15 protein-coding genes are annotated in these 15,647 nt (G+C 56.3%); 1 reads left to right on the top strand and 14 read right to left on the bottom strand.

Annotated elements, in window-relative coordinates; all coding sequences use genetic code 11:
- Positions 1-163 precede the first annotated feature (163 nt).
- The 12 genes from ABD76_RS14500 to ald all read right to left on the bottom strand — a co-directional run bounded on the left by ABD76_RS14500 (position 164) and on the right by ald (position 12,695).
- Positions 164-601, bottom strand: coding sequence for a peptidylprolyl isomerase (locus ABD76_RS14500; protein ID WP_197257949.1), 438 nt, complete (start codon positions 599-601; stop codon positions 164-166).
- A gap of 124 nt (positions 602-725) precedes the next feature.
- Complete coding sequence (lysA, locus tag ABD76_RS14495) at positions 726-2,066, bottom strand: diaminopimelate decarboxylase (protein WP_197257947.1); 1,341 nt, start codon at positions 2,064-2,066, stop codon at positions 726-728.
- A gap of 145 nt (positions 2,067-2,211) precedes the next feature.
- The gene (locus ABD76_RS14490) at positions 2,212-3,993 is read right to left on the bottom strand and encodes a spore germination protein (protein WP_197257945.1); all 1,782 of its coding nucleotides are present in this window, start codon (positions 3,991-3,993) and stop codon (positions 2,212-2,214) included.
- A gap of 858 nt (positions 3,994-4,851) precedes the next feature.
- On the bottom strand, positions 4,852-5,607 hold the full coding sequence (gene sigF / locus ABD76_RS14485; RefSeq protein WP_006676806.1) for an RNA polymerase sporulation sigma factor SigF: 756 nt from the start codon (positions 5,605-5,607) through the stop codon (positions 4,852-4,854).
- 11 nt (positions 5,608-5,618) lie between these two features.
- The gene (spoIIAB, locus tag ABD76_RS14480; RefSeq protein WP_197257943.1) at positions 5,619-6,068 is read right to left on the bottom strand and encodes an anti-sigma F factor; all 450 of its coding nucleotides are present in this window, start codon (positions 6,066-6,068) and stop codon (positions 5,619-5,621) included.
- Complete coding sequence (gene spoIIAA / locus ABD76_RS14475; protein WP_006676804.1) at positions 6,065-6,418, bottom strand: anti-sigma F factor antagonist; 354 nt, start codon at positions 6,416-6,418, stop codon at positions 6,065-6,067. Before spoIIAA ends, spoIIAB begins: the two co-directional genes overlap by 4 nt.
- A gap of 89 nt (positions 6,419-6,507) precedes the next feature.
- On the bottom strand, positions 6,508-7,737 hold the full coding sequence (locus tag ABD76_RS14470; protein ID WP_197257941.1) for a D-alanyl-D-alanine carboxypeptidase family protein: 1,230 nt from the start codon (positions 7,735-7,737) through the stop codon (positions 6,508-6,510).
- Positions 7,738-7,964: 227 nt separating this feature from the next.
- On the bottom strand, positions 7,965-9,293 hold the full coding sequence (locus ABD76_RS14465; RefSeq protein ID WP_197257939.1) for a pyrimidine-nucleoside phosphorylase: 1,329 nt from the start codon (positions 9,291-9,293) through the stop codon (positions 7,965-7,967).
- A 34-nt stretch (positions 9,294-9,327) separates the two neighbouring features.
- On the bottom strand, positions 9,328-10,149 hold the full coding sequence (locus ABD76_RS14460; RefSeq protein ID WP_197257937.1) for a purine-nucleoside phosphorylase: 822 nt from the start codon (positions 10,147-10,149) through the stop codon (positions 9,328-9,330).
- The gene (locus ABD76_RS14455; RefSeq protein ID WP_197257935.1) at positions 10,149-11,123 is read right to left on the bottom strand and encodes a tyrosine recombinase; all 975 of its coding nucleotides are present in this window, start codon (positions 11,121-11,123) and stop codon (positions 10,149-10,151) included. Before ABD76_RS14455 ends, ABD76_RS14460 begins: the two co-directional genes overlap by 1 nt.
- A gap of 130 nt (positions 11,124-11,253) precedes the next feature.
- On the bottom strand, positions 11,254-11,490 hold the full coding sequence (locus ABD76_RS14450) for a DUF4227 family protein (protein WP_197257933.1): 237 nt from the start codon (positions 11,488-11,490) through the stop codon (positions 11,254-11,256).
- Between the two features lie 86 nt (positions 11,491-11,576).
- The gene (ald, locus tag ABD76_RS14445) at positions 11,577-12,695 is read right to left on the bottom strand and encodes an alanine dehydrogenase (protein WP_197257931.1); all 1,119 of its coding nucleotides are present in this window, start codon (positions 12,693-12,695) and stop codon (positions 11,577-11,579) included.
- A 181-nt stretch (positions 12,696-12,876) separates the two neighbouring features.
- On the opposite strand from ald, the gene ABD76_RS14440 reads away from it, so the two are divergent.
- The gene (locus ABD76_RS14440; protein WP_197257929.1) at positions 12,877-14,271 is read left to right on the top strand and encodes a S8 family peptidase; all 1,395 of its coding nucleotides are present in this window, start codon (positions 12,877-12,879) and stop codon (positions 14,269-14,271) included.
- A 35-nt stretch (positions 14,272-14,306) separates the two neighbouring features.
- On the opposite strand, the gene fur is transcribed toward ABD76_RS14440, so the two are convergent.
- Positions 14,307-14,786: a ferric iron uptake transcriptional regulator gene (fur, locus tag ABD76_RS14435; RefSeq protein WP_133381271.1), complete on the bottom strand. Its 480-nt coding sequence runs from the start codon at positions 14,784-14,786 to the stop codon at positions 14,307-14,309.
- 102 nt (positions 14,787-14,888) lie between these two features.
- A complete protein-coding gene (gene spoIIM, locus ABD76_RS14430) occupies positions 14,889-15,533 on the bottom strand; it encodes a stage II sporulation protein M (RefSeq protein WP_197257927.1) in 645 nt (214 codons plus the stop codon).
- Positions 15,534-15,647 lie beyond the last annotated feature (114 nt).

Genomic DNA, 15,647 nt, shown 5'->3' with positions numbered 1-15,647 from the left:
TTGCCGTTTCCGGCCGGCTGCCACAATTTCCAGGGAACGCACGTTCGTTCTTCCCTAGCATTTTATCATCTTCTATGATTATACGCAATATTTTTATCTTGTCTAATGTTTCTGAATGTAAAAAAAACCTGCTCCGCAGTGAGCGGGAGCAGGGAGGCGAATTTTAGCCTTCTACGACGCGTACTTCCTTCATTTTATCGCCTTGCTTGATTTGGTCGACAACTTCCATGCCTTCCACAACTTTACCAAAAACCGTATGCACGCCATCCAAATGCGGGAAAGCGTCATACGTGATGTAAAATTGGGAGCCGCCGGTATCTTTGCCGGCATGCGCCATCGCCAGCACGCCGCGAACATGCTTGTGCGGATTGCCTTGCGTCTCGCACTTGATGGTATACCCCGGTCCGCCCATTCCCGTTCCTTGCGGGCATCCGCCTTGGGCGACGAATCCCGGAATGACGCGGTGGAAGGTCAGCCCGTTGTAAAAGCCCTCATTCGCCAGCTTCTCGAAGTTGGCTACCGTTCCCGGCGCTTCTTTCTCGTGCAATTCGATTTTGACGGTGCCGCCCTTTTCCATCTCAATTTGTGCAAATTTGCTCATTATGTATGAACTCCTCTCTTATGTCGTTGTGGGATGACTATCGTTAACGATTATACGTTATTTGGGCGCAAAAAGAAAACCGCCCCGCTCCGCCAGGTTGCAGGCGAAAAGCGGGGCGCGGAATTTACCGGCCAAGCGGCTGCGATTCGCGTTTTTCCAATCGTGCCGGAATCAGATCGCAGCGGACAATATCTTCATGGGTTTCGCGGCGGACGACCAGATCGGCTTTGCCCTCCCGGACAAACACAACCGCCGGGCGCGGAATCCGGTTATAATTGCTTGCCATCGAATAGTTATAAGCTCCCGTGCAAGAGACGGCCAGCAGATCTCCAGCCGTGACGGATGGCAGCGCCACATCCCAGATGAGCATATCGCCGCTCTCGCAGCATTTGCCCGCAATCGAGACCACTTCATCGGCCGCATCCTTTGCACGGTTGGCCACGATCGCCTCATATTTCGATTCATACAGCGCCGGACGCGGATTATCAGTCATGCCCCCGTCGACGGCAACATACTTCCGAACCCCGGGGATATCCTTAACCGAACCGATGGTGTACAGCGTCGTGCCGGCTTCCCCGACGATGCTGCGGCCCGGCTCGACCCAGATCTCCGGCAATTCGCTGTAGATCGGCCCGAAGTGCGTGCGCACCGCTTCCGTAATCGCCATCACGTAATCCCGGACAGCCAGCGGTGTATCGCCTTCAACATAGCGAATGCCGAAGCCGCCGCCCAAATTCACGACGCGGAAGACGACATTCATCTGGCTGAGCACGTGGGCCGCGAACTCCGCGACGCGCTGTACCGCCATCTGGAATCCTTCCGTCTCGAAAATCTGCGATCCGATATGGGAGTGAATTCCGAGCAGATGCAAGCCTTCCGCATCGGATGCTTGCGCGACGGCCTGGAACGCCGTTCCGTTCCCGATATCGAAGCCGAACTTGGAATCCGTCTGCCCGGTCGAGATATATTCATGGGTATGCGCTTCGACGCCGGGCGTAACGCGCAGGAGCACCGATACTTGCTGACGCCGCATTTTGGCGAGCGCATTCAGCAAGTGCAGCTCTGCGAAGCTGTCAACGACGAAGCATCCGATGCCGGCATCAAGCGCCATCTCGATCTCGGCCGGGGTCTTGTTATTGCCATGGAAATGGATCCGTTCGGCAGGAAAGCCTGCCTGCAGCGCCGTATGCAGTTCCCCTTCCGATACGACATCAAGAGACAAGCCCTCCTCGTCCGCGATGCGGCACATTGCCATCACGCAGAACGCCTTGCTCGCGTAAGCAACCTGGAAGTTCAGCCCCGATTCGCGAAACGCTTCCATATATTCGCGGGAGCGGGTACGAATGAGCGCCTCATCCATGATGTACAGCGGTGTTCCGAACTGGTTTTTCAAGGTGGTTACATCGCAGCCGCCGATTTCGAGGTGGCCGGATTCATTGATTGTGCTTGTTCCATGTAAGTGCATCGTTCTCTTCTCCCCATTTCCTCATCCATACACTGGATCTCCCAGCACCATGAAAAATATTACATCGAGTATACCAGTCCATTCTATATGGAAGAATGGACTTTTGTACATAACGTTTGCATTATATCTTTATCGCGACACCGTGCTACGTCTGCAGCTCGCCATCATTCCGACCGGAAGAGCGATCCGGGGGCATCTTCGTGTTATCGCGGGTCTTGTTGAAGCTCGGCCGGGTTTTCATGTTCAGGACCGGCTGACGGAACAGAATGTTGAACATCGCCTTCGCATTGAATGGAATGAACGGCCACAGATATGACGAATTGTAGGAGCGGTGCAGCGACAGCCAGAGAATGAACACCGTAACGCCGAATACCATTCCCGGCACTTTGAACAAGGCAACCGCCACCAGCAAAAGGAGCCGGACAATCCGATTGGCGAGCGACAGCTCATAGCTAGGCGTAGCGAACATTCCGACCGCCGTTACGGCCAAATACAAAATGACTTCATTGACGAAGACGCCGGTCTTCACCGCGATGTCGCCAATCAAGACCGCCGCCACGAGACCAAGGGCGATCGCCAGCGGGGACGGCGTATGGACAGCCGCCATGCGCATCAGGTCGATGCCGATTTCAGCCAGCAAAAACTGCAGAAAGATAGGCAGCTTCGCCATGGTATGCGGACCGATAATTTGCAGGGCCGGCGGCTTAATCCCGGGCTCGATCACCATCAGCATCCAGAGCGGCAGCAGGAACAAGGACGCAAATATGCCGATGAAGCGAATCCATCGCATATAGGTCCCCATGAACGGCGTCTGGCGGTTCTCTTCGGCATGCTGGCACAGATCGAAGAACGTCGTCGGCAGTATCATGACGGAAGGCGACGTATCGACGAAAATGACGACATTCCCGTCAAGCAACTGGGCCGCCACCACGTCGGGCCTTTCGGAATACCGCACGAGCGGATACGGATTCCAGCCTTTGTTGATAATGACTTCTTCCAGCTGCTTATCGGCGAGCGGCAGTCCTTCCAGATTGGCAGCCTTAATCTTTTTGCGGACGGCTTCCACTTGGGTCATGTCGACGATATCATCAATATATGCAATGCAGACGTCGGTTCGCGTCCGTCTTCCGACCTGTATGATCTCATATTTCAAGCCCGGATCGCGAAGCCGCCGCCGCACCAGCGTAACGTTCGTGAGCAGCGTCTCGGTGAACCCGTCGCGAGCCCCGCGCACAACCTTTTCCAGGGAAGGCTCCTCTGGCCCCCGAGACGGGAACGTCTTCACATCCGTAACAATCGCTTCCGACTCATGCTCGATGAAGAAGGCGCTGCCGCCAGCGAGCACCTTATTGATTACTTCGCTGAGCCTGTCTACCTTTTCCACCTGAATATGCGGGATATAGCAATCAAAAAATGCCTTAAGCGCGTTCGGGGTCAGCGATTTTTTATCCAGGAAGGTAAGACGCGTCAAAATAATCGTCATAACCTCATCCTTGGCAAATCCATTCAAATAAAAGAGGCCGACATGCCGCCCGCCGAATGTCATTTCACGAAAAATCACATCGAACGAATCGGTAAGTCCGACGACCTCCTTCAATGTCTTTTTCGTATCCTCCAGCCTCTTCGGAATATGATCATCATCATTCCAGAACGCGATGGCCTCTTCAATCGTATTCGAGACTTCTACCGGTCCCTGAATGCTATTGACTGCCCCCGCTTTTGCTTTCCCGCGCTTATTGCCTTTTCCTTTCTGTCCGGGTCCGCTCTGCTGGCCTGCATTCCCCATGTCGCGCTGCTGGCCTGCATTCGCCATGCCGTGCTGCTGCTTATGATCCTGAGCTTCGCATTCATTCGAACCGTCCGCGGAAAGCGGAGGCTGCAACTCCCCTTCCGTCTGAGCCGACTCATGCGTCTGCTGCTCCTTCATCGCAAAAACCTCCTGTCGCCATGTTGATATGTACTCTTTAGTATGGTTGAGTTCCTTTGCATTATGAGGAAAGAACCGGGTAGGAAACATTTGCATCGGTTCGAGGGCTTGCTCCTCCCTGCCCCCACCCTCCAATCGGACTATTCATTGGCTAGCCGTTATCCTATCCGAAGCCTTTTCGCCCCTTCGGTCAGTAAGGATGGTTGTAGAGTATGTTGATGTGCGGACAGCCTTATGAGCATTATCCCATTCCGTCAGTACGGGTCGGCATGCAATTTAGTCCTTACGTGCGTTATCCCGTTCAGTCAGAGCGGATCGGCTTGCAAACTAGTTCCTACGTGCATTATCCCGATAAGTCAGGCTGATCATCGGGCAGGCCCTTTTGAAGATATGTAGCCGGTCTTTACGGAGGGCAGTATGCGGACTCTGAGTTAACGGGATAATGGTGTAAAGGGCTGCTCAGCACTTCACTCCCCATTCGACAAATGTACGAGCATCTAACGTTTCGAACTTACGGCAGCAACAGCGCATCCGACGAGACAATCGGCATCAGCGAGTGTCGGCGCATATCGGCGGGCGTCAGTTTATCAGTTGCCGCCACGGACATCGGACGCAACAATTCATACTTAATACGACCTTATTTTCGTTGACCATGAAACAGGCCCTGTCGGAACTCCCCACGCAATCTTGCGAACGGCTCCATTTTTACCCCTGACCTAATGGGATAATGCTGGCAAGGGCTTACCCCGCCCCGATACTTCACCCTCTTTCCCATATAAAGAAGAACATCTGACGTTCTCCCAACACGCCAACAAACAAATAAAAGACACCGCAGGAATATTCCTTGCGGTGTCCGCTTTATTGTGCAATTTGCGCCTTGATGGACTGCAATATTTTTTTCTCCAGCCTGGAGACCTGCACCTGGGAGATGCCGAGCCGGCCAGCTACCTCCGACTGCGTCTGGTCGCGGAAGTAGCGCAAATAGACGATGAGCCGTTCCCGTTCGCTCAAGCCTTCAATCGCTTCATTCAGCGCGAGCTTGTCGAACCAGCGGTCCTGGGAATCATCCGCGATCTGATCCATCAAGGTGATCGGATCCCCGTCGTTCTCGAAGACGGTCTCGTGAATCGAGCTCGGCGGCTTGTTCGCCTCTTGGGCGAAGACAACATCTTCCGGCGTGATGCCCAATTCGTCCGCCACTTCCTTAATGGTAGGCAGACGATCGAGCCGCTTGGACAGCTCGTCCTTCATTTTGCGGACCTTGTTCGCCATTTCCTTCAAGGAACGGCTCACTTTGATCGTCCCGTCATCGCGCAGGAAGCGCTGAATTTCTCCGATAATCATCGGCACGGCATAGGTGGAAAATTTGACATCATAGGTCAAATCGAATTTGTCGACCGATTTGAGCAAGCCGATGCAGCCGATTTGGAACAAATCATCCGGTTCGTACCCGCGGTTAATAAAGCGCTGCACGACCGACCATACAAGCCGGATGTTGCAATTGACCAGCGTTTCGCGAGCCACGGCATCACCCGCTTGGCTCAGCGCTATCAGACGTTTCACTTCTGCGTCGTCCAAATAACTTTGCGACGATTGCTTCACATCAGCTTTCATGGCTTCAACCCCTAATTGTAGAGCGCTTTTTTGGATTCGATCCGCTTTTTCATGCGGATGGTGGTACCGGCGCCCAATTCGGTTGTCACTTCAAATTCATCCATGAAGTTCTCCATGATGGTGAAGCCCATCCCCGAGCGTTCCATGTCCGGCTTGGATGTAAACAGCGGCTGCCTGGCCAGTTCGACGTCTTCAATGCCGCGCCCCCGGTCGGAGACCGTCAGCATAATCTGGTCGCCCTCAATCTCCGCCGTAATCGATACGATGCCTTCCGGATTGCTGTCATATCCATGAATGATGCTGTTCGTGACCGCCTCGGAAATCACGGTTTTCAAATCCGTCAGCTCTTCCAGGGTCGGATCAAGCTGCGCAACGAAGGCCGCCACGGCGACGCGGGCGAAGGCTTCATTTTCCGAGCGGCTGGAAAATTCCAATGACATTTTGTTCGAATGTCCACTCATGATACGTCCTCCAATCCAAGGAGCGCCTGGCGCTCGTTATCGTAGACATGCATGATTTTGAACAAGCCCGACAGCTCGAATAACCGCCGTACGGCAGGGTTCAGGTCGCAGACGGCCATCTTTCCGCCTCTGCCCTTAATCTGCTTGTATCTGCCGAGAATGACCCCCAGACCGGAACTGTCCATGAAGGTCAATTCGCTCAAGCTCAACACCACATGGTTCACCTGTCCGCGCTGAATCGCCTCATCCAACTGCATGCGTACAATTTCCGATGTATGATGATCCAGCTCTCCCCTCAGACGGGTGATCAGTACATTGCGCCGGTGTTCCAATTCCACCTGCAAGTTCATGCGAATCACTCTCCTCCCACGTTGCCGATACCATTCGTCACCGCCAAACCCAATTCCTGCCTGGCGACAAAACTAGAAGAAGCATGCTGTTATTTGACAAAAAACAACTTTCCGCACGTCCGTTTGAACAGCGTCCACCAGCCAGCTTTCGCTATAGACTCGGTTGCTTCGACAGGGTATTCGCGGATCGCTTTATCCCCTTGGTACACGATAATCTTGCCAAGCGACTGGCCCTTCTCAATCGGGGCCTTAATCGATTCCGGCGACTCCAGCTTGAAATGGACGTTATCCTTGGACCCGTCCTTTTTGAGCAACACATGGTAAGGGCGCTGGGCCACCAGATCAAGCGACTCGACCATGCCTTTTTCTACCCGAATGCTGCCAATGGCATCGCCCTTTTTCAGAATCGGGACGTTCATGTATTGGGCAAATGTGTAATCGAACATTTGCGTCACTTCCGCATTGCGCGTCTTCGTATTCGGCTCGCCAAGCACGACCGCGATGACGCGCAGATTGTCCCGCTTGGCCGTGGCTGACAGGCAGAACTTCGCTTCCGAGGTGTATCCCGTTTTGAGCCCATCCGCACCCTGGTAGAACCGGACCAGCTTGTTCGTGTTGACAAGCCAGAACTTTTTGGCCGTGTTTTGGCGCAAGTAATCTTCGTAAGCACCCGTATATTTCGTGACGCCCGGGTATTGAAGCAAGGCTTGAGACATCAGAGCGATGTCATACGCGGATGTATAATGATTGTCCGAAGGAAGACCGTTGCTGTTCTCGAAGTGGGTATCCTTCATGCCGAGTTCTTTGGCCTTCTCATTCATCATCTGCACGAATGCTTTTTCCGATCCCGCAACCTTCTCCGCCATGGCGACCGAAGCATCGTTGCCTGAAGCCATTGCAATGCCTTTCATCATTTCATCGACCGTCATTTCTTCCCCCGGCTCGAGGAAGATTTGAGAGCCACCCATGGATGCCGCATACTCGCTGGTCGTAACTTTATCCGTCGGCTTCAGCTTGCCTTCATCTATCGCTTCCATCACAAGCAGCATCGTCATGATTTTCGTAATGCTGGCCGGCGGGAGCCGATCATGGCTGTTTTTCTCGAAAATGATGGTACCCGTATCCGCATCCATCAGTATGGCCGAGCGTGCATGTTCCGCTAGCTGCACTTCTGCTGCACCCGTTGATGAAGTGGCCTGACTAGGCTCTTCCGTTCCGGTCCATGGCGGCACGTCGGCGAACGCTGCAGCGGCGCCGGTTGTCATCAGGCTGGCGCTCAGCAATGCGGAACATGCCACTCTATATAGCCTATTCTTCAAAGCAGTTCCCCTCCTACAAGAGTTGTGCACAACAGAATGGACGGGTCAAACCTCCGCCAGATGTGCTTAGTTTCAGTCTTGTCTGAATGCAAGCAAAATATTCCACCTATTTCCGGACATAAAAAAGTTTCTAGCAAAACCAAAGGTTTCGCTAGAAACGGTATCCCTCATTGGACTGCCGTTGAGGGAACAAACGGCTTCGTATGGAATTGCGCAGCATGTCACTGTCAGACGAATCTCTCTACGCCGTCCTTCGTGACGATGGCGTATACGAGCGGGGCCGCCGCTTGCGCTTCGGAAGTAATCCGGTACGCTTGGATAATTTTCTGCGCCGCTTCCTGCAGACGCGAAGCGTCGTTGACATGAAGCACGGCCAGCACATCGCCTGCATTCACGGCATCCCCCACCTTGGCGCGGAGATCGATGCCGACGCTCAGATCGATAACGGACTCCTTCGTCTCCCTTCCGGCTCCGAGCAGCATTGCGGCTATGCCGATCTCTTCGGCTTGAATGGCCGCTACCGTGCCGCCGGATTCCGCCTTCACCTCGAAGCGCTCCCGGGCATGCGGCAGCCGCTCCGGATGGTCCACGACCGACGGGTCTCCGCCCTGGGCCGCAATGAGCTCCTTCAGCTTCCCAAGCGCCGACCCGTCCGCAATCAATTGCTCCAGACGGGCTTCCGCTTCGGCCGCATCGCGGGCGACCCCGCCCAGCACGAGCATATGGGCGCCCAGCACGATGCAGAGACGATGCAGGTCGCGCGGACCTTCGCCGCGCAGCGTCTGTATCGCTTCCTCCACTTCGAGCGAATTGCCGATAAGGTGGCCGAGCGGCTGATCCATATCCGAGATGACCGCAATCGTCTGCCGTCCCGTATCCGTGCCGATATCGACCATGGCCTGCGCGAGGGCAATCGAGTCATCCAGCGTCTTCATGAATGCGCCGCTTCCCGTCTTCACATCGAGCACGATGGCATCGGCTCCGGCCGCAATCTTCTTGCTCATGACCGAGCTGGCGATGAGCGGGATCGATTCGACCGTGGCCGTCACGTCGCGCAGAGCGTACAGCTTTTTGTCCGCCGGGGTAATATTGCCCGTCTGCCCGATCAGAGAGACGCCAATCTCGTTCACCTGCTTGAAAAATTGCTCCCGGTCCAATTCGACCTGGAAGCCTGGAATCGACTCCAGCTTGTCAATCGTTCCGCCCGTATGGCCCAGACCGCGCCCGGACATCTTCGCGACGGGCACCCCTGCCGCGGCGACGAGCGGCGCGAGAATTAAAGAGGTCTTGTCCCCGACGCCGCCTGTGGAATGCTTGTCCACCTTGATGCCGCTAATCGAGCTCAGATCGATTTGATCGCCCGAGCGAGCCATCTCCAGCGTAAGGCTCGCCGTCTCGCTCGCCGTCATGCCCTGGAAATAAACCGCCATCGCCCAAGCGGCGATCTGGTAATCCGGCACCTCGCCGCTGCTGTAGCCCTGAATGAGAAAACGAATTTCTTCGGCGGTCAGCTCGTGACCTTCCCGTTTTTTGTGAATGATGTCGACTGCCCTCATCTTCGCTCCTCCTAACCGGATGCTGTGATCAAGCTTACATTTTCGGAATCAGTGCCAGTACCAGCTTCAAGAAGGCGTCCTTCACTTTATCCGCCGTCTCCATCACCTCGTCATGGGACAATGGCTGATCGAGAATTCCCGCCGCCATATTGCTGATGCAGGAGATGCCCAGCACCTCAAGGCCCGCATGACTGGCGACAATGACTTCCGAGACGGTGGACATGCCTACCGCGTCCGCGCCCATCGTGCGAAGCATGCGGATCTCGGCCGGCGTCTCATAATTCGGGCCTAGCAGTCCGGCATAGACCCCTTCGCGAAGCGAGAAGCCCTGCTCCTCCGCCATGGCCTTCGCCAACTGGCGCAGCCGCGGGCTGTAGGCCTGGGACATGTCCGGGAAGCGGACGCCCAGACGGCTGTCGTTCGCCCCGATGAGCGGGTTGCGGCCTGTCAAGTTAAGATGGTCGCTAATGACCATCAGATCGCCCGGTTCATAGCTCGTATTGATGCCGCCGGCCGCATTCGTGACGAGGAGCTTCTCCGCCCCGATCGCCTTCATGACCCGCACCGGGAACGCCGTCACTTCCGGTCCGTAGCCTTCATACATATGAAATCGCCCTTTCATCATGACGACCGTGCGTCCTTCAATCGTGCCGATTAGCAGATCACCCGCATGGCCTTCGACAGTGGATACCGGAAAATGGGGAATCTCACGGTACGGAATCGTGACGGGATTCTCGACAAGATCGGCCAGCACGCCGAGACCCGAACCGAGAATCAGCCCGATCTCCGGACGAGCGCTGGTACGGCTCTGAATATAGGATGCCGCTTCTTGGATGTGTTCATAAGCTTGACTCATTATTTTTCCTCCCCGAATGATGATGTTCTGGCGCGCGGATGCGCGTGCGTGTATACGTCCTTCATGCTCGTTCTTGACATTTGCGCGATATACCGCTGCGTCGTCGCTAATTCGGTATGGCCAAGCATCTCCTGCACCGCGCGGACGTCGGCTCCGTTCTGCAGCAGATGCACCGCGAACGAGTGGCGCAGCGTATGCGGCGTAAGCGGAAACGGTAGTTCCATACGCTCCGCATATTTCTTCATGGTCTTCCAAAACCCTTGGCGGGACATGCGCTGTCCGCGCACATTGAGAAATAACGCCTCTTCCCGCATCTCCGCTCTGGCGCCGTTCCGTGACGTATCGTCTCCGCTGGCGGGCTCTTTGCCGAGCAGTCGGGGCCGCGCTTCCTCCAAGTACCGCTGAATCGCCTCAGCCGCAGCCTGTCCGAGCGGGATGACCCGCTCCCGGTTCGCGGAAGCGCAGCGCACGAAGCCCAATTTGGGCTGAACGTCCCCGACATTGATCGCCATCAGCTCGGACACGCGCATGCCGGTCGCATACAGCGTCTCCAGCATGGCGCGATCGCGGATTCCTTGCTCTGTCGCCAGATCCGGAAGGCGGAGCAGCCGTTCGGTATCCTCCGGCGACAAAATCTCGGGAGGCTTTGCTTCCGGCTTCGGCCGCTCCAGCCCGAGCGTCGGATCCAGGTCCAGCCATCCTTCGCGGATGCAGTAATGGCAGAAGGAGCGAATCGAAGCGACGTGGCGGGAAATGCTCGACGCAGCCCGCCCCTCCCGCTTCAACTGAAAGACATATTGATTTACGTGAAAAGGCCGGATCGACGCAATCGAATCCAACCCGCTCATCGTATCCGCTCCCATGAACGCGCGAATATCCCGCAGGTACGCGGCTCGGGTATGGGCAGACATTCGCCGCTCCTGTGTTAGATGCTGTTCATAACGTTCGATGCACTCTTCTATCGGATGCTCCATGTTAAATCTCCTTGCTGCGTCTTTCTCCCGCTATAGAGGCGGCAGACATGAATAGGTTCCTTTATACTTTCCACGCGGATTCGGCACTTTCCTGCTTCGTGCCGTGTGTCTGATACGTGAACGCAGCGGTTTATTCCCCCAGCCAATAAAACAGACGAAGCCGTTCCTTGAACGTGCGGGGCTCCATGTCCGCCACTCCCTCTGTCTGGAACACCTTCACCGCTTTGCCCTGCGGCTCTCTATATTTGTCGACAGGAGATATCCAGTCGGATACGCTTCCGAGCAGATGGGCCATCGCATACGTCAAGAGCAAAAAAAGCGCCACGAACTTGAGCCGGTCCAATACTTTGCGAAGCGATACGATCATTCTCTCACGTCTCCCTTATCCGAATCGTCCCCTTACTCGTAACGTATGAGACGAGCGGACAGGATATGCCACCGGCATGACGGGAGCTAGGCGGACGGGAACGGCTCCGGACGCGCTTCGTAGCCAAGCGCTTCCGCGACGACGCGGTGAACGATGCCGCCTTCGTACGTCGTGAGGCCGCCTCTCAGCTCAGGGGCGCGCTGAATCGCTCCCTCGAGCCCCAAGGACGCCAGCTTCCGCACATACGGGAGCGTGGCATGCGCCAGAGCCAGCGTCGACGTGCGCGGCACGGCGCCCGGCATATTGGCGACCGCATAGTGGATGACGCCATGCTTGACGAAGGTCGGATGCTCGTGTGTCGTGACGCGATCCATCGTCGCGATCGAGCCGCCCTGATCAATGGCGACATCGACGATAACGGCGCCGGGCTTCATCTGCTTCACCATATCCTCGGACACGATGCGAGGCGCCTTCGCGCCCGGCACGAGAACCGCTCCGACCAGCAGATCCGCGTGGCGGACCGCTTCTTCCACATAGAACGGCTGGGAGACCACGGTCGTGACTCGCCCTTCGAACAAATCGTCCAGCTCGCGCAGCCGGTCGATGTTCAGGTCGAGAATCGTTACCCGGGCACCCATGCCTAGGGCGATTTTGGCCGCGTTCGTGCCGACGGCCCCGCCGCCGATAATCACGACTTCTCCTGGCGGAACGCCCGGCACGCCGCCAAGCAGCACGCCCCGTCCCCCTACATACGATTCGAGCAGATGACTGCCGATCTGGACCGACATTTTGCCGGCGATCTCGCTCATCGGAGTGAGCAGCGGCAGCTTGCCGTTCGGAAGCTGCACGGTCTCATAAGCGAGCGAGCACATCCCGGATTGGATCAGCGCCTCCGCCAGGTAAGGAGCGGCGGCCAGATGCAGATACGTGAAAAGCGTCTGATTGGACCGGAAAAAGGCCGTCTCCTCCGGCAGCGGTTCCTTGACCTTGACAATCAGATCCGATTCTCCCCATGCCGCGGCAGCATCCGGCGCAATCGCCGCGCCGACCCGCACATATTCCTCATCCTCAAATCCGCTGCCAACCCCGGCTCCCCGTTCCACGATGACCTGATGACCATCCTGCACAAGCGCGTGGGCTCCCGAAGGGGTCAAGGCGACGCGGCGCTCATTCGTTTTGATTTCTTTAGGCACTCCAATTTTCATACAGAATCCTCCCTAATGAACAATAATTGGTCTTATCCGGGCAGGCGCTCCATTCGCCCTTGATACAGCAAATGTATCGAGGAGGCTCACCGTCTCTCCTTCGTTCCCATACTCTAATCGTGTGCCCTTATATGAAGGCACAACATAACCTATCCTGAACGGAACGGGAGGGCGGTACGGCATGCGCAAGTTAACCCGCATGTTACAAGCCGTCGTGCACGGGAAGCCTGCCCGGCACACGGTACGGAAAATCATCGTGCTGAAAGATCGAAAAAGCTTCAATGCGTGCGTTCGCGAGTTGAAAAAGCAGGGCATCGTTCCCGTGAAGCAGGTGAAATCGGCCTGCATGCTATGCTGTCATGTTCATCTCCATGCCAAGCTGGCCGATTTAATGAAGCATCCCAGCGTCCGCCGAATCGAAAACGATGCCCGCGTGCGGGCTCATGCGGTTGGTCGGGGTCGGCGTTCTTCTTGCACTAGAGTGCGTTCCATAAAGCGGAACCATTCCACAGCCAAAACTGAAGCGGCTCCTATGCAGCAAATTCCATGGGGTATCAAACGGATTCAGGCGCCCAAAGTCTGGCCGGCAACCCGGGGCAAGGGCATTCGGATTGCGATTGTCGATACAGGTATCTCGCCCCATCCGGATCTTCGGATCTCCGGCGGGATCAACACGATTCGCCCAGGGGCATCCTATGACGACGACAACGGCCACGGCACCCATGTGGCAGGCACCGCCGCAGCGCTCGGCAGAGGGAATCTCCTGTATGGCACAGCTCCTGAAGCGGAGCTGTATGCAGTCAAGGCTCTGGATGAAAATGGCGAAGGTTATGTATCCGATATCGTAGAAGGTGTGGAATGGTGTATTCGGAACCGGATGGATGTCATCAATCTGAGTCTGGGTCTGAACGGTCCCAGCAAGCTGCTGCGCAACATGATCCGCCGTGCCCGCCGCCAAGGCATCGCAATCGTCGCTTCCGCCGGCAATAACGGCAAAGATGCCGAAGCCATCGATGAGCCGGCCAGTTATCCGGAAGTAATCGCGGTCGCGGCGACCGACAGGGTGAACCGCATTGCCGGCTTCAGCAGCCGGGGCAAAGGAATCGATGTCGCTGCCCCGGGCACAGACATTGTCTCAACGAGCGATAAGGGCGGCTTCGCCGCAGATTCAGGAACCTCGATGGCGGCCCCGCATGTCTCGGGCACGGCGGCATTGATGCTGGCGGCTTGTCCCGGCATACAGCCGGAGCAGATTCGCTCCGCCTTGGTTCATACTTCCCACCGGTTGAGCGGGGAGCCGGTGACGGCCCAAGGCGCGGGACTTATCAATGCGCACAGGGCGGTCGCGTATACGGCGAAGGCTAAACACCACATGAAGAAAGCGTGCAGCCCCGGCCTGCCGGCAGCGCTCACAGCAAGCCTGGCGAGCAAGAAGCAGACACCTTCGCGTTCGCGGCGATCCGCTCCATCCGCAGCCGCCGCAGGCGTGCCGGGCGCATGCCAGATGGCGCAAAGACCGTCTCGCACAAGCAACGCTCGGCAAATCTGTCAAGATACTCCATCCAACACAGATTAAATAAGCCTCGACGTCATTGACATCGAGGCTGTATGTTATGATTCATCGTTCGATGAAGATTCCTTGCGAAGGCGCTCCTTCTCCTGGCACTCCCGGCATATGCCCTGGAAGTCAAGCCGATGGTCGACGACGTGGAATTGAAATTCCTTCTCCAGTCGCTCCTCCAGCGGGCCCAGCCAGTCTTCCTGTATCTCTTGCATCGAACCGCATTGGACGCAGATCAAATGATGATGGTGATGCTTGTTGTTGTCGCCGCGCAAATCATAACGGGCTACACCATCCCCGAAGTTCAATTTTTCCACCACGTGCAGCTCATTCAGCAGCTCCAATGTCCGGTACACGGTGGCAAGACCGATTTCAGGGGCCTTTTCCTTCACTAGCATGAATACATCTTCCGCGCTGAGGTGATCCTCTTCATTCTCGAGAAGAACGCGAACGGTTGCTTCACGCTGGGGTGTCAGCTTGTACCCTTGGGATTGCAGTTGTTGTTTGATCTTCTCAATACGCGCTTCCATGATCTCCCCCCTTGCCCGCCAATCCGCAATTCTATTCGCTTCTATCATTATAGGGGGAGAATGCAATAAGTGTCAAATCATTTACGCAAATGAAAAAGGGTCTCATCCTCCGGATACCGCTCCGGCAAGCAGCGGGGCGGCCAGCTTCATCAAGGAGGGGGATACCCAGGTCATGACGGCGGCCACGACGGCCATCCCGGCGGCTGCCGACGTCTGAACGAGCACGAAGCGCCCTAGCGGCTCGCGCAGCGACTGAACCTTGGGCATGAAGACCCGGTTCTTCAATATATACGTCGCGAACGTAATCGATGCGACGCTGGCGATCAGGATAAGCGGTATGGCCAGCAGATTATGCGGGGCGACCGAAGCGAAGGCGAAGAGCATCCCCTTCCAGCCGTACTGGCCAATCAGCGTGCCCACCGTGAAGCCGATGAAGATCCCTTTGGCAAAGACAAGCGCAAGGACAAGCGGAAATCCGACAATCGAAAAGCCAAGCAGCGCGATCAGCCCGATCCATTTGCCGTACAGCATGGCGGATTCGGCGAACATCCCCGCCCGGTCCGGCGCGGGACTGTCGCCGTCCAGCATGACGAAGAAGTGGCCAAGATGGCTGCCAAGATCCTGCTGCTGCTCCAGCGTCAGCGCATTGACCAGCAGCGCCCCGAACACGACGCCAACCAAGAATAATATCGAGACAAAAAGATACAGATGAAGTTGCGCGCGAATCGAATGTGATGCCGGCTTCATGCAGGGAACGGCTCCTTTCCGGTACGATGGACTCACAGCGGCTCTGTGTCATTCCATTGTATGCGGCGGCTCGTCCGAATATGAACGCCGAAGCCGTCCCTTCTTCGCCGCAGG

The sequence above is a fragment of the Paenibacillus dendritiformis genome, from assembly GCF_015845845.1.
In the GTDB taxonomy this organism is placed as follows: Bacteria; Bacillota; Bacilli; order Paenibacillales; family Paenibacillaceae; genus Paenibacillus_B; species Paenibacillus_B dendritiformis_C.
The sequence above is the reverse complement of the archived record's forward strand: the minus strand, read 5'-3'. Positions and strand labels throughout refer to the sequence as shown.